The organism is Agrobacterium sp. AGB01 (genome assembly GCF_014851585.1).
GTDB lineage: Bacteria > Pseudomonadota > Alphaproteobacteria > Rhizobiales > Rhizobiaceae > Agrobacterium.
In genome coordinates this window covers 1,274,493-1,296,310 of record NZ_JACVAB010000001.1, presented here as the reverse complement: position 1 = coordinate 1,296,310, position 21,818 = coordinate 1,274,493, and the positions used below count along the sequence as shown (strand labels likewise).

Genomic DNA, 21,818 nt, shown 5'->3' with positions numbered 1-21,818 from the left:
TAGAGAGTCAACAGAAAGTGGCAAATTCAACCAAAACTGCTGCCCGACCGGGCGACCATTGCAGCTTCCCGGCACCGGGCATCGCCTTGCAGGTGAAAGAGCGGGCCTAGACGTAACATCCAATCCCGTTCAGGAACAGAATCAGGTTCATCCCACACTGATTCAACAAAATGACCTATCCCGTTGTTTTCTCATATATGGTGAGGAAATTATACCCCGCAACGGCCAGAAAGCTGCGCAACAAAAAAGCCGCCCCGAAACCGGCGCGGCTTTGTTTAACCTTGATGGAAATTAGCGGCGTGGGCCGCGCGCCACGCGCTCGATTTCCTCGCGCACCAAACGCTCCACCAGCGTTGGAAGGTTATCTTCCAGCCAGTCCTGCAGCATCGGCTTCAACATTTCCTGCGCCATGTCTTCGATGGAGCGACGCTCAACACCGTTGAACACGTCGGCCAGTTCGTTGAACGAACGGGCAATCTGCGCACCGGCTTCAACGGAAATGAGGCTGGACAGGGCAGATGGCGCCTCTGCAACCGGTTCCGCCACGGGCTCGACAAACTGCATTGTCTCTGCGACTGGCGCAGGGTTTACCACCGGCGCGGCCTCGTGAACGTCGGCAAGCTCAAGCGCCTGCTCGAAGGTTTCTTCGTCCCAGGCAACAGCCGGCGCACTTTGCACGGCTGGCGTTTCACGAACCGGGAACGGCGAAATGGTCGCCTGTCTTTCTTCGCTGAAAAATGGCTGCGATGGACGCGAAATTTCGGCTGCGGTATCGTCGATGGAACCACGCAGTTCCGCCAGGCGGGCAGCCATGACGGGGCTCTCATAAGCGGCATGTGCCGCAACCGGCTTTGCTTCCGGCTTGTCCTGCAATGTTTCAGCGGTCAGCGCGCTCAAGGCTGGCTCCAGCGTGCGGCCGGTAGCAGCCCTCACCCGAGCCGCCACATCAGCAAGCGACATAGCCTTTTCCGGAACAGGTTGCGCTGCCGCGCCATGGGTCTGGTTTGCCGCGGGCGGCACGTGGGGCGGCGGGCTTGTCATCTCGCCGCGGCGCTCGGCGGAAGAAGCCGGGTTGCCGGCCTGCGTGAAAGCGATACCAAAATCGTCGTCGCTCTCATCGTCGTAGACAGGAGGAAGCTTGCCAGCAAAAGCACCAGACGGACCGGGCTCATTGCTTTCGATGATACGGCGGATCGACGCCAGGATTTCTTCCATGGACGGTTCACGCGCTACACTTGGCTGAGCCATTTCTATCCCCGTTTTCCATTGCTGTTATTGGCTGGGGCAAACACGAAACACGCCCCGAATCACCGCTAGTTTATGGCAGTGCGAATCGGAACTGAATGACCCTTTTGACGGGAATTGCCGCGATACACAGATTATTGTTGTGGAAAAATAGAAAAGCCCGGTCAAAACCGGGCCTTTGTCTATCCGTGAACAAGCAGCATTTACCTGCTTAGAATACGAATTCCTTTGCCTTCTGGAAGCCTGGAAGCGGCTTGACCGAGGCGTTAAACGAGGTCGTTACCGAGAAGCCTGTGGCGGCGCGGCTGTAGACAGTTGCCTTTGCGGAGTTGCCATAACCGACGACGGTAACAAGACGGCCACCTTCACGAAGCTGGTCGAGAAGTGCATCCGGAATGAATTCTACGGCGCCGTTCACGAAGATGAGATCGTAAGGTGCTTCGCTGGCATAGCCCTTTTCCAGGTCGGAAACGACGGCTGCAACATTGTCATAACCTAGCTTGGCAAGGGTTTCCGTTGCAGCTTCCACCAGCTTTTCGTCATTGTCGATTGCCACGACCGAACCGGCCAGCTGCGATAGAACTGCTGAGACGTAACCGGTACCGCAACCAACTTCCAGAACAACGTCGTCCTTGCTGATAGCGGCCAGCTGCAACAGCTTGGCCAGAGGCGAAGGTGCGGTCAGGTAACGGGCCGGACGGCCATCAGAGGCGGGACAGATCTGCACATTTTCATCGCGGTAAGCGATGGTCTGCTGCGCTTGCGGCACGAATGCTTCACGCGGCACATTCACAAATGCCATGAGCACGGAATGCGACGTTACATCGGTCGTGCGGATTTGGCTATCGACCATGTTCACACGTGCTTTTTCGAAATCCATCATATCGTATCGCCTCTGTAGAAATTCGAAACGAGCGCCAAAACGCTGTTTCCTTGCGATACGTCTTAATTGGCGATGCCTGCGCTTTCAAGCGTGCGCGTCGCACTGTGACGATAAAAACAACCGGCTAGCCGATAATTTTTACAAACATGCTCAGATGAGCGGTACGGTGATGTAAAGGCATGTCAGAATAACGGCACCAAACATCGAAACTTCGATCAAACTGTCGCGCATTTAACCAACCCTCCGTGGGACCCAATGTCCTTGAGAAAAGAACGGGCAACGTGAATTTTGGTTCCACGCTTTCGCCATGGAATAGCCACCTGCCTGCCTCTGTTCTTAACGGGTGAACATAGCCAGGGCGTGACAGTGTCAAATGGTGTGATACGCGACTGTAAACCGCTAATGTCATCACGATTTGCGCCCAGTTCAGCCCCTCCCACGACTTGCGCCAAGGCCGCCGGTATGGGTTAAATGACATACAGTCCCTATACCCAAGGATGAACACCATCGACGAGCTTGATAGACCCGATACCGAACCCAGGAAGAAGCCGCTCTGGCCTTGGCTGTTGCTGCTGGCGGTGACGCTGATGCTGATCTACGCCTATTTTATATGGACAACGACGATCGACTACATCTTCTCAGGCGCCAGCGACCTGTTTCACGCGCTCGAATGGGTGCTAAACTTCCTCGATGAACAAAAGGCAGGGCAGGATTAAAGGGATACTGGTGTCAGCATTATATCGGACTAAACCGGGCGACAGCATCGAATACCGCTGTTGTCACTCCCAGACATCAACCACAAGGAATGTGCCCCGGTTTTCGTGACCCATTATCTTGACGGTGATCCAGCAGTCACCACGCAGGATCATTCTTTGAGCCTCAGCCGACATAGAGCCGTTGTTCAGCATCTCTTCGAGCGACTGACGGTTTTGCGCATCAGTGAAGAACTCGTCACCCTCATCCCCTACGTCTCTGAGGTCATAGACATGATAATTTGCCCGGTCTTGGCGAATGATCTGCCACGGTTTCGTCAGTGACGTTCCGTTGGAATTGTTAAGGTCGTTTGCGCCGATGTAGGCGGTGTAGGTGTCGATTACATCAGCCTTTACAACGCGTGTCTTCGATTGGGCGCCTGCAACGCTGGAACTGGCAAAAAGCACGACGATCAGAGCAATATAAAGTTTCATGTCTGTCTCCTGAGACAAACACTTCTTGGCAGTATGCCTGAGGGTAATCCACTCTTTCTCATGGTGAGGGTTAATGCTCTTCGCCGCTGCAACTGGACAAGCAGCATGTGCGTTTCAGGTTCTCCTCGAAGGAGAGCCAAAGACATGACCAACGTTACAGCCCTACCGAGCCTTGATCTCAATCGCTATCTTGGCCGGTGGTACGAGATTATCCGCTTGCCGTTGAAATATGAAGACAATGCCGCAACTGACATCACGGCACGTTACTCCCTCAAAGAGAACGGCGCTATTCGCGTTGACAACAGATGTTTCGACAAAGATCAGCAGGCAGCTCAGGCTGTCGGCGAGGCAAAGCCGGTTGACGAGACACATGCAAAGCTGAAGGTCAGTTTTCTTCCTGCCGCACTGCGCTGGCTGCCGTTTACCGATGGCGATTACTGGGTACTCAAGATCGATCCCGACTATAGTGTCGCGCTGGTCGGTACGCCTGACCGTCAGTTTCTATGGGTTTTGGCTCGCGAGAGTTCGATTCCCGCAGAAACGCTGGAAGACTATCTTGCCGAGGCACGCCGGCAAGGCTTTGATCTGACCAAGATGATCATCCCCCGCCACACCGGGCGCGACGTGACCGATGTCATGCTTCTAGAAAAATAGCAGTCAAAGCTTCTTGTGCATCGTCCTGACCGCCCGCGGCACCTTGGGCGCTGACGGCTTCTGCTGACTTCGAAACTGGTAAGTCCAGCTAACCAGCCTGTGCAGTATTAGGCGGGTAATTTAAACGCTCTAACCCCGTTACACTCATTGCCGATTGGGAAGGAGATGTGGGACTTGGCACGAGATAGCCCCATCACAGGTTAAGAGCAGCCCCGAACGTGAAGACAGCCTTTCCCGATCAACGCCACCGCTGACGCGCCATGCGCGCAGTTGACCTTGAAAAAATGGAAGGTTTAAGACATGACGATCTACAAAATTGCTCGATCTTGGACGATCATCGCGACGCTTGCATTTGCTGCGTCATCGGCCCATGCAAACGCTGGCACGGCGGTCAGCACTGACGTGACGGCCCGCAACGAGACCATCGTAAAGCAGGCATTCGAAGACTGGGCAGAACGAGGCGGAGCTTTCACGCGCGTCGTTTCACCTGATGTCGAATGGACAGTTCGCGGCTCAGGCCCCTACTCGCGCACCTATAGCGGCCTGGACAGTTTCGTAAACGATGCTTCCGCCCCTATTCTGTCGCGGCTCAGCACACCGCTTAAACCGGTGGTCAAAAAAATCTGGGCGGTGGATGACGACGTGATCGTGCGGTTCGATGCTTCCGCCACGACAACCACCAATGACACCTACAGCAATGAATATCTCTGGATATTGACCATGAAAGATGGCGTCGTTGTCAAATCCGAGGCCTTTCTGGATATGGGCCTCTATCAAGACCTGGTGGACAGCGCCCCTACGCGCGCCAACTGATCCACCCGTTGGTAAAGAGACGTTGGTTACCCTGCGGCAGCATGGTGTGGGGTAACCAGCGGTGTATCAGAGGCCAGAACCTGCCTTACAACGCGCAAGGCGCCCCCGTACAGTATTTCAGGTTGTTCCGCGCTCGGAGCTGTCCAATATGCCTTGCTCTCTTCTGCCATATAGTCCGCATATGGTCTTTTACGATCAGCTTTCGCGATCAAGGCAAAATCACCGCGGTAGGTGCTGGCTTCGCCGGTCGGTTCCAGCTCGAAAACACGGGCATCGGGCCGGTACTGGCGTTGAAAGGCAAAGGCCATATCGACTGTTTCGAACACAAACACACAGTTGAGGCGTGACGGACGTTGAGGGGCAAGTGCCAACCTCGCTGTTTCCAGTGCGACTTCCCACAGTATTATTTCAATGTGAGATACAGCCTTAACTGCGGTTTCGGGACCAAACAAACGGACTGTTGTCCCCCAATTGCCGGGCTCGATAGTAGCGCCCACAGCATGTTCAATACTGCTTACGTGATAATACATTCAATTCCTCAAGGTGGCCCGTGTAATATTTGGACAACCCACGGCATGATCGTATAGCGCAAGGTTTTGCGAAGGGAGTGTCTTTGCGCAAATCCGTATCAGAAGCCAGAATAAAGTCCAGAGGACATTTTCAAGCCAACCGATTATGTGAGAAGGCCTGTTTATTCATGAAAATCATACAAAAATTCTCGATGCCTTAAGTACTGTTGAAATCATCATCAGAAAAATTTGAGCAAGGTAAAGAATTCGAGGAGCGACGCCAGTGGACCGCCAGAGTTTGCACGAGGTGTGCCAGCCTCTCCCAAGTGTAAAACCCGTCTCGGCTGCTTAATGCGCTCGATGACACTGTCGCCACGCTTTTAGCTTTTAGCCGCCGACACCACTTGGACGGGTCGCTTTTGTCAGGATGCCACCTGATCAGCACAACGGGGCTCTGCCGCCGCCCCTTCCCGAATGACAACTCCGATTTCCCTTGCTATTGTCACGCAAAGCGCGGCTATCTTTTGCTTTGAAGAGGAGATTCGAATGGCCAAGGGTCAAGTTAGAAGCAACAAAGAAGTACGCAAACCCAAGAAGGATAAGGCTGCACCGGTTGCCGCCGCTCCTACCCTGGGTGCACGGGCTGTAGAGGCCAGCAAGCAGAAGAAGCCGCAGTAATCCTGCGCCACAACGCTCGCATCCACTTATCGATCAACCGGCAGCGCAAGGTGAACCCCAGCACTGCCGGTTTGCGTCAATCGTTCCAGCTATCTGCGGCCTCGGCCAGCGTTTTGAAGGCGCGTCCCCCATCTTTACTGGAGGGGATTACTTCGATGAAAAGCTCGACGGCGATACTGAGGTGAAGCGCAGCGGATTCAGCTGTTTCCTTTGAGCCATTCGCATAAAGGCTGTCAGTTTGCTGCAAATAATAGAGGTTGGTTGTGATATCTCTGAATATCAAATGGCGGAGCACGGCTTCTTCCGTATGTCTCCAGATCTCATGTTTTTCAAACATATGATGTCACGTCTTGCGACGTTGTGCTGAGGGTTTCTTGAACGTCCTGGGTGATATTGCCGTGTTCGGAAGTCAATGGCCCGGTTGGTGTATTGGTAAAATTGAGACCGCTAGCGGTCGGGTCGTCTACTCCGTCGCAGCCGATGCTCGAGAAGCCTGTACTGCATTAAATAGTTGGTCCAGAAGGATATCGGCTTCCCGTCTGGTTGTACCCATACGGGCTTTGAACCCACGAATTCTAATGCCGTTCACAACTTCATTCATAGCGTTTTTCAGCATGTAAAGTTCATGCTGTGTTAGATCGACGGTTACCCCATCAGGTTTGATTTCAATGTTACGCATATAGATCCCTGTTGATGGTTGTACGAAACTAGGCCTTTCAGTCTCTCGGAATTCAATCATTCTCTGCTAGTCTTCTGCACGCCCCTGCGGCCTGCTGAACTTGTCTCAAAAGGATATCGGTTTCCCGTCTGGTTGCACCCACACGGGGTCTAAAACCACGAATGCGAATGCCATTCAAAATCTCATTCATGGCGTTGTTTAGAATCCGGAATTCATTGACTGTCAGATCGACTGTCGCTCTGTCAGGTTTGAATTCAATGTTACGCATATAGATCCCTGTTGATGATGGTGACGATAGAGATTCGGTTGAAGATGTTGTTCCTCAGAACGACTGCAATCTCGAATAAAATCGAAGATATTCAGGCGACGAACTGCGTCGCCTAGGGTCACTGCCCCAAACAAGGCAGATCTTTAACAGAGTTCAATCAGTCACAACTGGTCTTCGGCACGCCTGTATTGTCTGTTGAACCTCTCTGAAAAGCGTCAAAAACTCACCCATGGTCGTACCCACACGGATGCTAATGCTGTCATCGCCGAGAGCATCCAGAGTTTCGTTCATTGCGTTTTTCAAAATAACAAGTTCATGCAGTGTTAGTTCAACGGTTGCGCCGTCAGGCCTGATTTCAATATTGCGCATATAACAATCCCCTTCATGTTGAAGATAAACAGATGTCGATAAGGGATGTGCGTTGCCCGAATGGCCGTGACCACAAATCACAGACATCAAAACAACGAACGGCGCTGGCCAAAGATGACTGAGGCAAGCAGTTTTGGATTCTTTTGGAAAGTTTTTCGCGTTCAGGGCGGATAATGTTGATCGCGCCGACTTATGAAACTGCGAGTGACATGCGTGGCTTTGGTGCCAACGAACTGAGTCAATTAAGAGATTTTGGAGGCCTCGCCCGGAATTGAACCGGGGTACAAGGATTTGCAGTCCTCTGCGTCACCACTCCGCCACGAGGCCATCGCTAAGCGTATTTTGTTGTGGTGGCGGGGGTTTAGAATAATCCTAAACGATGCGCAAGAGGGTCGTTCTGAATATCAGCTTTTTTTATTCTGAATAAGGATTTTCCGCGTCGCTGCGCTGGTACGCCAGCCCTTCGGTTGTTGTCCCTATTATTTTCAACCTACAAATTCTTAAGGTTTTGTGCCTATTTTCCAGTTTCACACAAGGATGAGCGTTCACTTATTAAGCGCGATTAAAAACGCGAGGTTGAATGGCATACGATTGGGATGGCGGACGAACGCGCCGCGTCCGCTATATAAAAATACTCCTGCTGATTGCGATCGCAGGGTGCGTAGCGTTACCGCTACTGGCGTCTTTCTAAATAAAAGAGTGGGTGGTGAGTGTTTCTCACCACCCTTTTTTTGCCTTATCGTTCCGCCCAGCAGAAGAATTTCGATGTCTGGCCAATGCCGGGGTTCAACACGTTGGCCGGGTCGAGCGACCGGTAGAAAGCCCTAAGTTCAGGTTTGGCCTTATAGAGGTGGCCAACATTGTGTTCAGCTGGATATTCGGCGCCACGCCGGTCCAGCAAGTCCCACATTTCATGTTCGATGGCGATCGGGTCATGCCCTTTGCGGACGATATAGTCCTGATGGAAAACATGGCAGAAGAAGTGGCCGTAATAGAGCTTGCTAATCAGCTTGCCCTCTATGAATTCCGGCAAGGTTTCCAGCCAGTCGTCGTCGTTACGACGCAGTGCAATGTCGAGGGCGACAATGTCTTCCACTGAACTGCGGTGTGTGTCGCGGTAACGGATGGCAGCACCGGCAATCGCGAAGCGGTGCAGAAAGGCCTTGCGTCCCTCCTCTGCGTCACACTCGAAGAAGTCACCTTCCCGGCTGGCAAAATAGCTTTGCAGAAAGGCCTTGGTTTCCGGTGCACTGTCGAGCGAAACCTTGAGCAGCAGATGGTGGTCGAACCGCTTGCGAAACTCCCGCATGCGTTTTGGCAGATGGCTCGGCAACAGCGCCATCACCGTCTGCAAAATATGGTCGGTCACGCCACGCAGCTTGAACCCTTCAAAAAACGCATCGACCCGACTTTTCAGCGCAAAGGCGGCTGGTACCTTGTCCGTACCGAAACGGTCGATCAGCAGGAAGGTGTCCTTGCCGTATTTTTCGCCGATATCGTAAGCGTCGCGGTGAATATATTCACCGGCAATCGGCAGCGTATCAAAGGCGGTCAACATATGGCGACGCACCGCCGTCAGGTCTGCCGTATCGTTGGAGCCGATGTAAAACACCGCGCTCTTTTCCATCGGAAACGTGTCGAGCCGCACGGCAAACAACACCAGCTTGCCGGCAGAGCCTGAAGCCTCGAAATGGCGGGTCACATCAGCGTTGAAACGGGCCGGTGTCGGCGCATCGACCTGGCGCACATGCTGGGCATAATTCTGGTCTGATGCGACGAACGTCGGATCATTGACGATATCGTCCGGGCTGTAGGCGCCCTTTTCGAGCCGGGACAGAATGTCTTCCGGGGCATCACCCAGCTTAACGCCAAGGTGATTGACGAGGTGCAGTTCACCCGCCTCATCCACCTGACCATAAAGGGCCAGCTGGGTATAGGCCGGTCCGCGTCGCACCAGCGAGCCGCCGGAATTGTTGCAGATGCCACCGAGCACCGAGGCACCGATGCAGGATGAACCGATAACAGAATGCGGCTCACGCCCCAGCGGTTTCAGTGTCTGTTCCAGCCGGTCGAGCGTCGCACCGGGCAAGCAGATGACCTGTTTGCCGTCATTGATCACCTGAATGCCCTTCAGGCGCAGTGTCGACACGATAACGATCTCGCGGTCGTAATCATTACCGTCAGGTGTCGAGCCACCGGTCAGGCCGGTATTGGCGGCCTGCATGATGACGATTCGTCCGGCGGCAACGGCGGCCTTGACGACCCGCCACTGCTCCACCAGCGTTCCCGGCTGCACCACGGCCAGCACGTTGCCGTCACCAAAACGGTGCCCCTTGCGGAACCGGCGTGTCGCCTTGGCGGCGGTCAGCACGTGGCCTGCCCCAACAATACCGCCAAATTCGCGCAACAGAGTTGCGGCGTCAGTGTTCATTGCATGCATCAAAGCTGCCTCATCGCCTTTACAAGCAGGTCTGAGGAAATGTCGGAGACGGATTTGGCCCCGGTCAGCGTCATGGCAACGCGCATTTCCTTTTCGAAAAGATTGAGAAGGTTGAGAACGCCCTCCTCACCGGCGGTTGCCAGCGCATACACAAAGGCGCGGCCAATCATCACCGCATCGGCACCCAGTGCCAGCATACGCACCACATCAAGGCCGGAACGAATGCCGGAATCGGCGAGGATCTTGATGTCACCTTTCACCGCGTCAGCAATGGCCGGCAAGGCGCGTGCAGAAGACAGGACACCATCCAGCTGGCGGCCGCCGTGGTTGGACACCACAATGCCGTCGGCACCAAAGGTCACGGCATCCTTGGCATCATCTGGGTCAAGAATGCCCTTGATGATCATCGGGCCTTTCCAGAATTCACGGATCCACTCCAGATCCTTCCAGGAAATCGACTGGTCGAAGTTGGCGCCAAGCCAGCCGATATAATCGGCAAGGCCCGTTGGTTTGCCGAGATATTTCGAAACATTGCCGAGATCATGCGGTTTGCCGTTGAGGCCCACATCAAAAGCCCAGCGCGGATGGGTGACCGACTGCCAGTAACGGCGAAGTTCGGCATTGGGGCCGCTCATGCCGGAATGGGCGTCACGATAACGGGCGCCCGGCACCGGCATATCCACGGTAAACACCAGCGTTTTCACACCGGCCGCGACCGCGCGGTCCAGAACGTTTTTCATGAAACCGCGGTCTTTCAGCACGTAAAGCTGGAACCACATCGGGCGGTCGATTTCAGGCGTCACTTCCTCGATCGGGCACACCGATACGGTGGACATGGTGTAGGAAATGCCCTTTTTGGCCGCCGCACGCGCCGCCTGCACCTCGCCACGGCGGGCATACATGCCGCTCAGGCCGACCGGGGCCAACACAACCGGCATGGACAGCTTGTCGTCCCACAGCTGTGTGTTGATGCTAAGATCAGACATGTTTTTCAGCACACGCTGGCGCAGTTCGACGTCGGAGAGGTCGCTGACATTGCGGCGCAGCGTGTGTTCGGCATAGGCACCGCCATCGATGTAATGGAACAGGAACGGCGGCAGCCGGCGTCGTGCGGCCTCGCGGTAATCTGTAGACGCAGAAATAATCATGGTGTTACCCCCTCACACTACCTTGGTAAAATGAGCGCGCCAGGCGCGCTTCGTCTTCGTCGATGGATTTCAACGATGAATGGACAAAATCGATATGAACATGTGCCGCCCGGCGGGCGCGCTCGCCGTCACCGGCCAGAATGGCGTCACGCAGTTCGCGGTGCTGCGATGACAGCGGCTCAGTCACCTTCGGAATGACGTACAGTTTCTCGAGGTTTTGCGAAATATTGGCTTTCAGCAGGTCAAACAGCCCCTTCATCACTTCAATCAGCACCAGATTGTGCGAGGCATCGGCAATGGACAGGTGAAAGGCGGCATCCGCCTTGGCCAGTGCCATCGAATCGTCACTGCCCTGCAGGCTGATCAGAGTTTCGAAACAGTCGGAGATTCGCGCCTTGTCTTCATCCGTTGCGCGCAAAGTGGCATGGTAAGCGGCAGCCCCTTCCAGCGCGTGGCGAATTTCCAGCACGTCAAACCGGTAAGCCGGATCGCTGGCAAACAACCGTGACAGCGGATCGACAAGTGCATTCTGCGACCACCCGCGTGGCGGTTCCTGGACATAATTGCCACCACCGGTGCGGCTTGTCAGGCGTCCTTTGCTGGCCAGTTGCTGGATGGCTTCACGCAGCGACGAGCGCGATACCTTCAGTTCCAGCGCCAGTTGCCGTTCGGCAGGCAGGCGATCACCCGCTTTCAGCCCGCGAGCGCTGATCAGCACTTCGATCTGTTCCGCAATGGCATCAGACAATCGAACAGTTCTCATATGGGTTTCATCGCCTTAAAATTGGTCCGACCAATAAACCAATTTTATTTAAAGCAATGCCCCTGCCCTTGTCCAATAAAAACAGCAAGACCAAACAACCACGAAATCAATAAGGATATAAATATATCTTTATATCACCTTGACTGTATTTTATCGCTCGGCCATAGTTAGTGCATCGAGGTTCTGTGGAGGTCGCACTCCGTAGCTAAGAGGGAATACGGTCAGGGTTTCACCCCAACGCCGGAGCTGCCCCCGCAACTGTAGACGGAGAGTTGCCGTTCACCATGTCACTGAGGCGAACACCTCGGGAAGACGAGCGGTTATGATGACCCGTAAGCCAGGAGACCTGCCGCGATAGATAACGTTCACGGGCGGGGTGTCCCGGTGTGCCGCTTTTGCGACAGGCACATCAGCGCCTTTCGTCGATGCGTCAGCCAATGCCTTGCCCACAACCTTCGGGGTTAAGGAAATGACCATCAAGACTGCAAATCTCGGTTTCCCGCGCATTGGAAAACACCGCGAACTCAAATTCGCACTGGAAGCCTATTGGGCCGGAAAATCAGACCGCGCCACACTGCTGGATGTTGCCGCAAAGCTGCGGGCAGACCACTGGAAACTTCAAAAAGACAGCGGCATAGACATCATCCCGTCCAATGATTTTTCGCTGTATGACCATGTGCTCGATACGGCCGTCATGGTTGGTGCGGTTCCCGCCGCCTATGGCTGGACCTATGAAAAATCTGGCGCGCAGGTGGATTTCGACACCTATTTTGCCATGGCACGCGGCGCCACAGGCCGCGCCCACACCCATGAAAACCATGCCGATTGCGGCCATAACCACCAGCATGAACATGGCGTGCCAGCGCTTGAAATGACCAAGTGGTTCGACACCAATTACCACTACATGGTGCCGGAATTTACCCGCGATCAGACCTTCGCCTTCACCGCCAACAAACCGCTGGACATGTTCATTGAGGCAAAGACGCAGGGCATTCATACACGCCCGGTCATTCTGGGCCCGGTGACATTCCTCAAGCTTGGCAAGGCAGAGGGTGAGTTTTCGCCACTGGATCTGCTGGAGCGGCTGTTACCGGTTTACGCGCGGCTGTTGGCCGAGTTGAGTGCTGCGGGAGCTGACTGGGTGCAAATCGATGAACCTGCTCTGGTCCTTGATCTTACCGAGGCGGAACGGCAGGCCTATCACCGGGCCTACACCGCGTTAAAGACGCTGGTTCCGAACCTCAACATCATGCTCGCCACCTATTTCGGGGCCATCGGCGACAATCTCTCAACCGTCTTGTCACTGCCCGTTGACGGCCTGCATATCGATCTGGTGCGGGCACCAGAGCAGCTTGAAACCGTGCTGCAAAACCGCCCGGACAATCTCGTTCTGTCATTTGGTATCATTGACGGCCGCAATGTGTGGCGCAGCGACCTTGAAAAGCTGCTCGATCGTCTGGAGCCGGTTATTGCGCAGGTTGGTGCCGACAAAATCCAGATTGCGCCGTCGTGCTCGTTGCTGCATGTACCGATTGATCTCGAGCTGGAGACCGAGCTTGATCAGGACATCAAGTCATGGTTGGCCTTTGCCACGCAAAAGCTGGCAGAGCTTGATGTCACCGGTCGGGCACTTCTCTCGGGACGCGCAACGGTAACGCACGCGCTCGCGGCATCATCGGCCTCAGCCGCAGGGCGCCGGACCTCACCCAAGGTTCACGATCCAGAGGTCAAGGCGCGACTGGCCACGATGTCTCCTGCCCTGACCAGCCGTAAAAGCGGCTTCCAGCAACGCAAGGCCTTGCAGGAACAGAAGCTTGATCTGCCGCTGTTCCCAACCACGACCATCGGCTCCTTCCCGCAGACATCAGAGGTTCGCAAAGCCCGTTCAGCCTTTGGCAAAGGAGAGATCAGTGATGCGGATTATGATGCCTTCCTGAAAAGTGAAACTGAAACCGCCATTCGCTGGCAGGAAGAGATCGGGCTTGATGTGCTTGTTCACGGCGAGTTTGAGCGCAATGACATGGTGCAGTATTTTGGCGAGCAGTTGACCGGCTTCACCTTTACCCGCCACGCCTGGGTGCAAAGTTACGGCTCTCGTTATGTGCGCCCGCCCATCATTTTTGGTGACGTGTCGCGCCCTGCCCCGATGACCGTCAAATGGTGGCACTATGCCCAGTCGCTGACCGACAAGCCAGTCAAGGGCATGCTGACCGGGCCGGTGACCATTCTCAACTGGTCTTTCGTGCGGGATGACGTTGCCCGCAGCACCGTGTGCTACCAGATTGGCTTTGCGATCCGCGATGAGGTCAGCGATCTTGAAAAAGCTGGCGCCACCATGATCCAGATCGATGAGGCGGCCTTGCGGGAAGGCCTGCCGCTACGCCACGCCGACTGGAAAACCTATCTGCATTGGGCGGTCGAAAGCTTCCGACTGTGCTCGACAGGGGTTTCCGATGACACCCAGATCCACACCCATATGTGTTATTCGGAATTCAACCAGATCATCGACTCTATTGCGGCCATGGATGCCGATGTGATTTCCATTGAGACATCGCGCTCGAAGATGGAACTGCTGGAAGCCTTCCAGACCTATCAGTACCCCAATGAAATCGGACCCGGTGTTTACGACATCCACTCGCCACGCATTCCTGACGTCAGCGAGATGGTCACGCTGATGACGCTGGCACGGCAGCGCATTGGTGACCGCCAGCTGTGGGTCAATCCCGATTGCGGCCTGAAAACCCGCAAATGGGACGAGGTCAAACCGGCGCTGGTCAATATGGTCGAGGCGGCGCGTGAACTGCGCCTTGCCGCTTTGGCTTGAGAACCACACAAATGAAAACGCCGCCTGTCATGTCTGACAGGCGGCGGCATTCAAAGACCTATCGCAATCTTAGGAAGCGAGCTTGGCAGCAAGCTTGGCAATGTGCGCGCCCTGGTACTTTGCGCCTTCAAGTTCGATGGCCGAAGGCTGGCGGGAACCGTCACCGTCGGTGATGGTCGACGCACCGTAAGGCGAACCACCCTTGATTTCATCAACACCCATCTGGCCCTGGAAGGCGTATGGCAGACCGGCAACGGCCATGCCGTGGTGCAGGAAGGTTGGGATGAAGCTGAGAATGGTGGATTCCTGGCCACCGTGCTGGGTCGCCGTTGAGGTGAATACCGAACCGAGCTTGCCAACCAGCTTGCCGTTGAACCACAAACCGCCAGTCTGGTCCCAGAAATTGCGCATCTGCGAGGCAACCGTGCCGAAACGTGTGCCGGCGCCAACGATGATCGCGTCATATTCAGCCAGTTCATCAACCGTTGCGATTGGGGCTGCCTGATCGAGCTTGAAGTGCGAGGACTTGGCAACGTCTTCCGGAACCAGTTCAGGTACGCGCTTTACGACAACGTCTGCACCGGCAGACTTTGCACCTTCCGCCACGGCATATGCCATGGTTTCAATGTGGCCGTAGGAGGAATAATACAGAACCAGTACTTTTGCCATTTTCTCGGTTTCCTTTGCTTGAGGGCCGAAGACCCGTTTAAGAAGTTGTCGCAGCATAATCCTGCCGCTCATCAATTACGTGACAAAGATGTAGCCCGGATACTGCAACCTCACCAGCCGATCACATCAAGACGCACTGTTCAATGATGTTGAACGCTTTTTGTCTTGCATTCACTTTTTCGTAGCAATGACGCGCTTGCATTCCATCGGCATCGCGCTACGTTCAACAGACACAACCGCGGATTTTTCATGACCACTGCACCCGTTTCCGTTACCGCCGCCATGCTTGCCATTGGCGATGAACTGCTCTCAGGCCGCACCAAAGACAAGAATATTGGACACCTCGCCGATGTGCTTACCCTGTCGGGTATCGACCTCAAGGAAGTGCGTATTGTCGCAGACGAGCAGGATGCCATTGTCGAGGCATTGAATGCATTGCGCAGCCGTTATGATTATGTCTTCACATCGGGCGGAATTGGTCCGACCCATGACGACATAACCGCCGATGCGGTGTCCGCAGCCTTTGGTGTGCCGTGCGTGCATGAGGCGGAAGCCATGCGTATGCTGGCCGACATGTACCGCGCCCGTGACATGGAATTTACCGAGGCCCGTCAGCGCATGGCACGTCTACCACAAGGTGCTGCCCATATCGCAAATCCTGTTTCGACCGCCCCCGGTTTCAACATCGGCAATGTCTATGTGATGGCCGGTGTGCCGCAGGTCTTCCAGGCCATGGTCCATAATGTCGTCCCGCACCTGAAAACCGGTGTAAAGCTGCTGTCGCAGTCGGTTGCCAGCCCTTATGGCGAAGGCGATATCGGCACGGCGCTGGGCGAAGTTCAGAAAAACCATCCTGAAACCAGCATTGGCTCCTACCCAAAATATGACGGACAGCGTTTCTCGACAGAAATCGTCGTTCGCGCTCGTGATGCGGCGGTATTGCATGCTGCTGCGCAGGCGGTTTCGGACATGCTGGAACAGATCGGGCGTGAAAAGGCTGCCGCCAGCACGTGAACCGTTAAGTGCTTTGGCGCGTTATCTTTTCACCGGACCGAAAGACGGTGACAACTTGATCAGGATCAAGGCGACATATTTCGAGAAGGACCAGTCTCAAGATACTTGAGACGCATACCATTGAGGAGATCGTCATGAGCTACAAAACAATTCTGACCGTTCTGGACAGCACTCAAAACGCAGCAAAGGTTAGTGAATTCGCCATTGCTCTGGCGAACAGGTTCTCGTCGCATGTGATTGGCCTGCATATGGAAACCATGGCGGCTGTACCCGTCGTTGCACCCATGGAAATTCCTGATCCTGCCTCCATTCAGGCTATTCAGGATATCGCGCAGAAAGAAACCAAGGAAATTGCCCAGATTTTCGAGCAAAAACTCTCGGGAAATGGTGTGTCGCATGAGTGGCGCAGCTTCGTTTCCTCGGTTGGTTATACCTCTGCATCCGCCGTCGACAGCGCCCGTTGCACCGATATCGTGATTGCCGGACAGAGCGATTCATCCAGCCTTTCCGACAGCCGTTCCGATATTGAAAGCTTTCTGTTTGAAAGCGGCCGCCCGGTTCTTCTGGTGCCTTATATTCTCAACGAACCCAAACCGATCAAACGGGTGCTGATTGCCTGGAACGGTTCACGCGAAGCAACGCGTGCGGCCTTTGATGCCCTGCCCTTCCTGAAAGAAGCAGAAAGCGTTGAGATCTTCACGGTTGATCCGCCAGAAACCGCAACGCAGTCACCGGCTATGGCTGGTGCAGAACTCGCAGCAACCCTTGCGCGCCACGGCGTGAAAGTGAGTGTGGTAACCAAGTCAACATCAGGCACGCTTTCGGCCCATGCGGCAATTGAAAACCGCCTTTCGGATGACAGCATCGATTTGCTGGTGATGGGTGCCTATACCCATTCGCGCTGGTGGGAAATGCTGTTTGGCGGCGTGACCCGCACGCTTCTGGATTCGATGACCGCGCTGACGCTGTTGTCGCGTTAAAGCTAAAAGTCACATCAGACCGAATCGAAAAAGGGCGGCAAGATTGCCGCCCTTTTCCATTGTTATCTGCCGTTGATCAGTTGGTCTTCTGGTCAACGGTGATGCCGAGTGCGGCAGCCGACGCGCGGAAGATGTCGGTGTTATCAACGTAAACCTGGCTTGCAGCAGGAACGTGGTAACGGGCCAGACCATCATGCGGCTTTGCATTTTTGGTGAAAAAGTCCGAGCCATTGCCCTTGGCGAAAACCGGAACCAGCTCGCGGGTGTGGGTGTCGGAGTTCCAACGCACCAGCGGCATGGCGCCTGCGCCCTGGTTGATGATGTCGGAATAGGCTTTGCTATCGGAGTCCGGTCCCTGCAGCAGGCCGTTGCCATGATCGGTGGTCACGATGATCATGGTTTCATCGAAAGAGCTGTTTTCTTCGATCCATTTGACGGCTGCCTCAACAGCTTCGTTGAATTCGATCTGCTCTTCAATGATGCGTGGCAGGTTGTTGGCATGGGCTGCCCAATCCACCGCGCCGCCCTCAACCATCAGGAAGAAGCCGTCTTCATCCTTGGAGATAAGGTTCAGGGCTGCCTTGGTCATGGTGGCCAGTTCAGGCTGGTTGTCCAGCTTGTCGCCAAAACCAACGCCGCTGCGGTTGAACTGGGTGGTCGCGTTGTTCTGAACGGTGCCAATGATCTTGGTCTTGTCACCGAGGTCAAGCGAACCGGCCGCGAGGGCTTCAAAGTCAGCCTTGGTCTCAATGAGCTTGTAGGCGGTTTCGCCAGATTTCAACTTGTCCCACGTGTCCTTGCCGCCAACGTAACGATAGGCCTTGTCGTCCTTTGGCTCAACTGCCTTGCCGTTATTGTCGAACAGCGGGTGGCCGGACCCCATGACAACAGTTGCGAGACCGCTTTCAACGATTTCCTTGCCGAGGGCGGCATATTCATTGCGGCTTGCATTATGGGCAAGGAAACCGGCCGGTGTTGCATGGCTCCACTGAACGCTGGTGACAACGCCAAGGGCGCGACCGCTTTCAACGACATATTCGCCGATGTGCTTCAGCTTCTCGTCATCATTCGACCAATTGATGGCATTGTTGTAGGTCTTTACACCGGTAGCGAGTGCGGTGGCTGCTGCGGCGCTGTCTGTGTAATAAGCGCGGGTATAATCGTAACCGGTGAAATAACCGGGATAGTTGCCGAGCGAACCTTCAAACACGCTGTCAGACTTTTCCGACTTCCAGAGTTCGGCAGGATCGAACGTCACGGTGCCTTCGGCAGATTTGGTCGGGGTGTTGGAGGTGTTGAGCGGATGCGTGGACGAGAACACCTTCACGTCGAAATCGTCATACACTTCATGGCCTAGCGCGCCGTGGCGATAATAGCTGGCGGCGTGCCATGTGTTGATCCCTGCGCCATCCGAAATCAGCAGAATGACGTTCTTTGCCGGCTTATCCTGCGCAAAGACAGGCGTCGTCAAAGTTGCACCAATCACCAATGCGGCGACAAATTTGCTAAAAATACGCATTTTTTCTTCTCCTGCGGGAATTAGGAAACAGGAAAGCAGCTAGTGTAATTTTATAACAGCTGTGTGAAACGAACCAGTCGACCTGTGCAAAGCTTGATTTTTCAGCGGTGTTGCCGCTATTAGCGAAAGCCATCAACACAACACGCTCATGGTGGCTTTTCTCATGTCTTCTCTCCCCGATAAAGCTTTCCCCGTTTCATGGGATCAATTCCACAGAGATGCGCGCGCACTTGCATGGCGCCTCGCAGGTCTGAACCAGGATTTTCGCGCTATCGTCTGTATTACCCGCGGCGGTCTGGTACCTGCCGCAATCATTTCGCGCGAGCTGAACATCCGTCTCATCGAGACAGTTTGCATCGCGTCTTACCATGACTACGTCAATCAGGGTGAGATGAACCTGCTGAAGGGCATTTCGCCTGAACTGACCACCGAGCAGGGCAAGGGCATTCTGGTGATTGACGATTTGACGGACACCGGCAAGACCGCTTCAGAAGTGCGCGAAATGTTGCCACAGGCGCATTTTGCCTGTGTCTACGCAAAACCATCCGGCGTGCCGATGATCGACACTTTCGTGACCGAGGTCAGCCAGGACACCTGGATCTATTTCCCATGGGACATGGGCTTCTCCTATCAGGAGCCGATTGCCAAGGGTTCGCGCGGCTGATCGCCGTCATTTCATGTCATGCCATGCCATGACATCTCAAAAGGCTGCGCTTGGCGCGGCCTTTTTTGTGTCAGCCATTCGGCTCCAGCAGCACCGGACCAACACTGTTTTCACCCAGCACGTCACCGGGATTGCGCAAGGGACACTCATCGGTAGACAGACAGCCGCAGCCGATACAGCCGGTCAACTGATCGCGTAGCCGCGTCAGCCGCGCAATACGGTCATCGAGGTCTGAGCGCCAATCCGCCGCCAATTGCTGCCAATCCTTCGAATTGGGTGTTCGCTCATCGGGCAATGCGCCGAGCGCGCCCTGTATTTCCTTGAGTGGAATACCGGCACGTTGCGCAACCTTGATAATGGCGATGCGGCGCAGCACATCACGCCCGTAGCGTCGATGGTTGGCACTGGTGCGCCAGCCCTTGATCAGCCCTTCCGCCTCATAAAAATGCAAGGTGGACACGGCAACACCGGCGCGTTCCGCCACCTCCCCCACACTCAAGTCCCGCATGATCGGCAATTGCCGAAGTTTTTTTGTCATCACTATTGACCTCAACCTTACTTGAGGAATTACCACATGGATTATTCAACACCAAAGGATTTTCCATGACTGACAAAACACTTTCCATCCGCGTCATTATTGGCAGTGCCCGCTCCGTGCGTTTTGCAGATGTGATGACGGCTTGGGTCCGTGAGCAACTGGCTGGCATGTCGCATATCCATGTTGAAGTGCTGGATCCGCGTGAACTGAACCTGCCGCAGGGGCACTGTACGGATGTAGCGCCGGCGAAAAGACTGCGCGAGAGCCTGAAATCCGCCGATGCTTTCATCGTCATCACACCGGAATATAACCGCAGCTACACCGGCGCTTTGAAGATCTTGATCGATTCCGCCTATGAGGAATGGAACGCAAAACCCGTCGGTTTTGTTTGTTACGGTGGAATTTCGGGTGGCCTACGCGCGGTGGAGCAGCTTCGCCCGGTATTTTCCGAACTGCATGCGGTAACCACGCGTGACGTTGTCAGCTTTTCCAATCCTTGGAAAAACGTTGGCCCGGATGGACGGCTTGATGCCGGCGCCTCCGCAACAACCGCATTTGAGACAATGATGGCCAGGCTGCAATGGTGGGCCCATACGCTGAAACAGGGACGTGAGACCACGCCTTACCGAAAGACGGCATAATGAAAGAGCATAGCCTTGCCCTGAAGGGCACCTTGTTGTTCGTGGCCACCTTGACCATTATGGCCGGCACCACAGTGGCACCATCCCTTCCCGCCATTGAGCAGACCTTTGCCGGTACAGAGCATGTCGCGCTTTTGAGCCGCATGGTGTTGACACTACCGGCGATATTCGTGGCAATGTCGGCACCCATTGCCGGCATTCTGGCAGACCGGTTTGGCCGTAAAAAGCTGCTGGTCATCAGCATGGTGCTGTATGGCCTCTCAGGCATGTCCGGCCTTCTGGCGGACAATCTGTTTTTCCTGTTGCTTGGCAGAGCCGTTCTTGGGTTGGCGATTGGCGGCATCATGACCGTCGGCACCACGCTGGCAGGCGATTATTTTACCGGCACCGAGCGAGAAAGCTATCTTGGCCTGCAACAGGCCTTCACACAGTTTGGCGGTGTTGCCTTTGTGGTGACCGGCGGCATTCTGGCCGATATTCACTGGCGGGTGCCTTTTGCGATCTATGCCGCCTCGTTCCTTATTCTGCCTGCAGTGCTGGCATTTCTGAGCGAGCCTGCCAAAAAGACAGCACCATCAGGGGGCCCGGCAAAAGCTGTGGTGTCCGCAAACTGGTCGCAGGTGCTGTTGCTGGCACTGGCGACCTATCTGATCAATGTGCTGTTTTACACCGTGCCATCCCAGCTGCCGTTTTTCCTGCGGCATCTGGCGATCAACAGTGCCAGCGCCATCGGCTATGCCATTGGCACCTTCAATCTGGCCGGCGCCCTTGTTGCTATGAGCTTTGGCCTGTTGCGATCGCGTTTGGCGGTGCCTGGTATTCTGGCAGGTGGGCTTGCTCTCATGGCAACCGGCTTTTTGATGCTTGCGCAGGCAAGTGGCATGGTTTCGGCACTCGATGTTTCTCGGCCACTTTACATCACCGCTTGCCAGCCAACCCTGGATCGGCTGGTTTGGTTTTGCGGCGCTTTACCGCGATATCTCCATTGCATTTGCGGCCATGGCTGTCATCGCCATCGCCACCGTTACCCTGCGGCGCAGGACGGCGTAACATATCTGCCCTCAGGACACGCGTTCTGAGGGCATTTTTCCGCTGACGAAATATCCATAGATCCGGCCCAGCCCCTAGCCCTAGTGGTGCCGATAGAATCAGCCAACCACCGCTGCGACAAAAAAATTTGCCCGCTCGCCAATATTGTTTGAGACGAATGTGATGGGCAGCCATGGAAAAGTGTGGTGCTTTTGGTGACAGACAAGCGAAAACTTCACTTATCTGCGCTTTTTTGGACAGATCGCCATTTTCGCGGTTTTTGGCAAAAAACTGGGGATGGAAT

At 54.9% G+C, this 21,818-nt stretch carries 22 protein-coding genes, 1 tRNA gene and 1 riboswitch; of the genes, 10 read left to right on the top strand and 13 right to left on the bottom strand.

From position 1 onward, the window contains the following. Positions 1-291: 291 nt before the first annotated feature. Together IB237_RS06115 and IB237_RS06110 are read right to left on the bottom strand one after the other, a co-directional pair. Positions 292-1,248, bottom strand: a complete 957-nt coding sequence (locus tag IB237_RS06115) for a PopZ family protein (protein ID WP_192487667.1) — start codon at positions 1,246-1,248, stop codon at positions 292-294. Between the two features lie 208 nt (positions 1,249-1,456). Continuing rightward, positions 1,457-2,128 carry a protein-L-isoaspartate O-methyltransferase gene (locus IB237_RS06110; protein WP_192487666.1) on the bottom strand — a complete coding sequence of 224 codons (672 nt, stop codon included), beginning with the start codon at positions 2,126-2,128 and terminating at the stop codon, positions 1,457-1,459. A 497-nt stretch (positions 2,129-2,625) separates the two neighbouring features. Between IB237_RS06110 and IB237_RS06105 the strand changes: the two genes are divergently transcribed. Next, the gene (locus IB237_RS06105; protein WP_192487665.1) at positions 2,626-2,844 is read left to right on the top strand and encodes a hypothetical protein; all 219 of its coding nucleotides are present in this window, start codon (positions 2,626-2,628) and stop codon (positions 2,842-2,844) included. 63 nt (positions 2,845-2,907) lie between these two features. Here the strand turns inward: IB237_RS06105 and IB237_RS06100 are convergent, their stop codons facing one another. After that, positions 2,908-3,315, bottom strand: coding sequence for a hypothetical protein (locus tag IB237_RS06100; protein ID WP_192487664.1), 408 nt, complete (start codon positions 3,313-3,315; stop codon positions 2,908-2,910). 144 nt (positions 3,316-3,459) lie between these two features. Here IB237_RS06100 and IB237_RS06095 point away from each other — a divergent pair, with 144 nt between their 5' ends. Both IB237_RS06095 and IB237_RS06090 read left to right on the top strand, forming a co-directional pair. Next, positions 3,460-3,969: a lipocalin family protein gene (locus IB237_RS06095; RefSeq protein ID WP_192487663.1), complete on the top strand. Its 510-nt coding sequence runs from the start codon at positions 3,460-3,462 to the stop codon at positions 3,967-3,969. A 300-nt stretch (positions 3,970-4,269) separates the two neighbouring features. Then, complete coding sequence (locus IB237_RS06090) at positions 4,270-4,782, top strand: nuclear transport factor 2 family protein (RefSeq protein ID WP_192487662.1); 513 nt, start codon at positions 4,270-4,272, stop codon at positions 4,780-4,782. Positions 4,783-4,808: 26 nt separating this feature from the next. Here IB237_RS06090 and IB237_RS06085 read toward each other — a convergent pair whose 3' ends face one another. Further along, positions 4,809-5,312, bottom strand: a complete 504-nt coding sequence (locus IB237_RS06085; RefSeq protein ID WP_192487661.1) for a DUF2441 domain-containing protein — start codon at positions 5,310-5,312, stop codon at positions 4,809-4,811. Between the two features lie 525 nt (positions 5,313-5,837). On the opposite strand from IB237_RS06085, the gene IB237_RS26405 reads away from it, so the two are divergent. After that, complete coding sequence (locus tag IB237_RS26405) at positions 5,838-5,969, top strand: hypothetical protein (RefSeq protein WP_256435694.1); 132 nt, start codon at positions 5,838-5,840, stop codon at positions 5,967-5,969. Between the two features lie 76 nt (positions 5,970-6,045). Here IB237_RS26405 and IB237_RS06080 read toward each other — a convergent pair whose 3' ends face one another. From IB237_RS06080 to lldR, 6 genes are all read right to left on the bottom strand, one after another. Continuing rightward, a complete protein-coding gene (locus IB237_RS06080) occupies positions 6,046-6,306 on the bottom strand; it encodes a hypothetical protein (protein ID WP_192487660.1) in 261 nt (86 codons plus the stop codon). Between the two features lie 763 nt (positions 6,307-7,069). Beyond that, the gene (locus tag IB237_RS06075; RefSeq protein ID WP_192487659.1) at positions 7,070-7,285 is read right to left on the bottom strand and encodes a hypothetical protein; all 216 of its coding nucleotides are present in this window, start codon (positions 7,283-7,285) and stop codon (positions 7,070-7,072) included. A 253-nt stretch (positions 7,286-7,538) separates the two neighbouring features. Beyond that, positions 7,539-7,612: transfer RNA gene (locus IB237_RS06070), tRNA-Cys, on the bottom strand. Positions 7,613-8,021: 409 nt separating this feature from the next. Next, positions 8,022-9,716 (bottom strand): D-lactate dehydrogenase, encoded by a 1,695-nt coding sequence (gene dld / locus IB237_RS06065; RefSeq protein ID WP_210323815.1) that lies wholly within the window; start codon positions 9,714-9,716, stop codon positions 8,022-8,024. Between the two features lie 8 nt (positions 9,717-9,724). After that, positions 9,725-10,873, bottom strand: a complete 1,149-nt coding sequence (lldD, locus tag IB237_RS06060; protein ID WP_192487657.1) for an FMN-dependent L-lactate dehydrogenase LldD — start codon at positions 10,871-10,873, stop codon at positions 9,725-9,727. A 4-nt stretch (positions 10,874-10,877) separates the two neighbouring features. Continuing rightward, a complete protein-coding gene (gene lldR, locus IB237_RS06055) occupies positions 10,878-11,636 on the bottom strand; it encodes a transcriptional regulator LldR (RefSeq protein ID WP_192487656.1) in 759 nt (252 codons plus the stop codon). A 161-nt stretch (positions 11,637-11,797) separates the two neighbouring features. Beyond that, positions 11,798-12,005: riboswitch (cobalamin riboswitch) on the top strand. Between the two features lie 100 nt (positions 12,006-12,105). Here lldR and metE point away from each other — a divergent pair. Next, positions 12,106-14,460, top strand: a complete 2,355-nt coding sequence (gene metE / locus IB237_RS06050; protein ID WP_192487655.1) for a 5-methyltetrahydropteroyltriglutamate--homocysteine S-methyltransferase — start codon at positions 12,106-12,108, stop codon at positions 14,458-14,460. Between the two features lie 69 nt (positions 14,461-14,529). Here metE and wrbA read toward each other — a convergent pair whose 3' ends face one another. After that, positions 14,530-15,129, bottom strand: a complete 600-nt coding sequence (wrbA, locus tag IB237_RS06045) for an NAD(P)H:quinone oxidoreductase type IV (protein ID WP_192487654.1) — start codon at positions 15,127-15,129, stop codon at positions 14,530-14,532. Positions 15,130-15,378: 249 nt separating this feature from the next. On the opposite strand from wrbA, the gene IB237_RS06040 reads away from it, so the two are divergent. Together IB237_RS06040 and IB237_RS06035 are read left to right on the top strand one after the other, a co-directional pair. After that, on the top strand, positions 15,379-16,143 hold the full coding sequence (locus IB237_RS06040) for a competence/damage-inducible protein A (RefSeq protein ID WP_192487653.1): 765 nt from the start codon (positions 15,379-15,381) through the stop codon (positions 16,141-16,143). A gap of 134 nt (positions 16,144-16,277) precedes the next feature. After that, positions 16,278-17,123 (top strand): universal stress protein, encoded by an 846-nt coding sequence (locus IB237_RS06035; RefSeq protein WP_192487652.1) that lies wholly within the window; start codon positions 16,278-16,280, stop codon positions 17,121-17,123. A gap of 76 nt (positions 17,124-17,199) precedes the next feature. Here the strand turns inward: IB237_RS06035 and IB237_RS06030 are convergent, their stop codons facing one another. Then, the gene (locus tag IB237_RS06030) at positions 17,200-18,642 is read right to left on the bottom strand and encodes an alkaline phosphatase (RefSeq protein WP_192487651.1); all 1,443 of its coding nucleotides are present in this window, start codon (positions 18,640-18,642) and stop codon (positions 17,200-17,202) included. 163 nt (positions 18,643-18,805) lie between these two features. Here IB237_RS06030 and gpt point away from each other — a divergent pair, with 163 nt between their 5' ends. Next, on the top strand, positions 18,806-19,306 hold the full coding sequence (gene gpt, locus IB237_RS06025; RefSeq protein ID WP_192487650.1) for a xanthine phosphoribosyltransferase: 501 nt from the start codon (positions 18,806-18,808) through the stop codon (positions 19,304-19,306). Positions 19,307-19,376: 70 nt separating this feature from the next. Here gpt and soxR read toward each other — a convergent pair whose 3' ends face one another. Continuing rightward, entirely contained in the window at positions 19,377-19,844 is a 468-nt protein-coding gene (gene soxR, locus IB237_RS06020) for a redox-sensitive transcriptional activator SoxR (RefSeq protein ID WP_192487649.1), read from the bottom strand. Positions 19,845-19,909: 65 nt separating this feature from the next. On the opposite strand from soxR, the gene IB237_RS06015 reads away from it, so the two are divergent. Beyond that, positions 19,910-20,485 carry an NADPH-dependent FMN reductase gene (locus IB237_RS06015; RefSeq protein WP_192487648.1) on the top strand — a complete coding sequence of 192 codons (576 nt, stop codon included), beginning with the start codon at positions 19,910-19,912 and terminating at the stop codon, positions 20,483-20,485. Continuing rightward, positions 20,485-21,564, top strand: a complete 1,080-nt coding sequence (locus IB237_RS06010) for an MFS transporter (RefSeq protein ID WP_246787655.1) — start codon at positions 20,485-20,487, stop codon at positions 21,562-21,564. Before IB237_RS06015 ends, IB237_RS06010 begins: the two co-directional genes overlap by 1 nt. Positions 21,565-21,818: the final 254 nt, after the last annotated feature.

Excerpts from the sequence above, each read along its gene's own strand:
- IB237_RS06015 (WP_192487648.1), top strand. The coding sequence starts at position 19,910 with ATGACTGACAAAACACTTTCCATCCGCGTCATTATTGGCAGTGCCCGC.
- IB237_RS06090 (WP_192487662.1), top strand. The coding sequence starts at position 4,270 with ATGACGATCTACAAAATTGCTCGATCTTGGACGATCATCGCGACGCTT.
- IB237_RS26405 (WP_256435694.1), top strand. The coding sequence starts at position 5,838 with ATGGCCAAGGGTCAAGTTAGAAGCAACAAAGAAGTACGCAAACCCAAG.
- IB237_RS06085 (WP_192487661.1), bottom strand. The coding sequence starts at position 5,312 with ATGTATTATCACGTAAGCAGTATTGAACATGCTGTGGGCGCTACTATC.
- metE (WP_192487655.1), top strand. The coding sequence starts at position 12,106 with ATGACCATCAAGACTGCAAATCTCGGTTTCCCGCGCATTGGAAAACAC.
- IB237_RS06030 (WP_192487651.1), bottom strand. The coding sequence starts at position 18,642 with ATGCGTATTTTTAGCAAATTTGTCGCCGCATTGGTGATTGGTGCAACT.
- IB237_RS06035 (WP_192487652.1), top strand. The coding sequence starts at position 16,278 with ATGAGCTACAAAACAATTCTGACCGTTCTGGACAGCACTCAAAACGCA.
- gpt (WP_192487650.1), top strand. The coding sequence starts at position 18,806 with ATGTCTTCTCTCCCCGATAAAGCTTTCCCCGTTTCATGGGATCAATTC.
- IB237_RS06115 (WP_192487667.1), bottom strand. The coding sequence starts at position 1,248 with ATGGCTCAGCCAAGTGTAGCGCGTGAACCGTCCATGGAAGAAATCCTG.
- wrbA (WP_192487654.1), bottom strand. The coding sequence starts at position 15,129 with ATGGCAAAAGTACTGGTTCTGTATTATTCCTCCTACGGCCACATTGAA.
- lldR (WP_192487656.1), bottom strand. The coding sequence starts at position 11,636 with ATGAGAACTGTTCGATTGTCTGATGCCATTGCGGAACAGATCGAAGTG.
- dld (WP_210323815.1), bottom strand. The coding sequence starts at position 9,716 with ATGAACACTGACGCCGCAACTCTGTTGCGCGAATTTGGCGGTATTGTT.
- IB237_RS06100 (WP_192487664.1), bottom strand. The coding sequence starts at position 3,315 with ATGAAACTTTATATTGCTCTGATCGTCGTGCTTTTTGCCAGTTCCAGC.
- IB237_RS06095 (WP_192487663.1), top strand. The coding sequence starts at position 3,460 with ATGACCAACGTTACAGCCCTACCGAGCCTTGATCTCAATCGCTATCTT.
- IB237_RS06110 (WP_192487666.1), bottom strand. The coding sequence starts at position 2,128 with ATGATGGATTTCGAAAAAGCACGTGTGAACATGGTCGATAGCCAAATC.
- lldD (WP_192487657.1), bottom strand. The coding sequence starts at position 10,873 with ATGATTATTTCTGCGTCTACAGATTACCGCGAGGCCGCACGACGCCGG.
- soxR (WP_192487649.1), bottom strand. The coding sequence starts at position 19,844 with ATGACAAAAAAACTTCGGCAATTGCCGATCATGCGGGACTTGAGTGTG.
- IB237_RS06040 (WP_192487653.1), top strand. The coding sequence starts at position 15,379 with ATGACCACTGCACCCGTTTCCGTTACCGCCGCCATGCTTGCCATTGGC.
- IB237_RS06080 (WP_192487660.1), bottom strand. The coding sequence starts at position 6,306 with ATGTTTGAAAAACATGAGATCTGGAGACATACGGAAGAAGCCGTGCTC.
- IB237_RS06075 (WP_192487659.1), bottom strand. The coding sequence starts at position 7,285 with ATGCGCAATATTGAAATCAGGCCTGACGGCGCAACCGTTGAACTAACA.
- IB237_RS06010 (WP_246787655.1), top strand. The coding sequence starts at position 20,485 with ATGAAAGAGCATAGCCTTGCCCTGAAGGGCACCTTGTTGTTCGTGGCC.
- IB237_RS06105 (WP_192487665.1), top strand. The coding sequence starts at position 2,626 with ATGAACACCATCGACGAGCTTGATAGACCCGATACCGAACCCAGGAAG.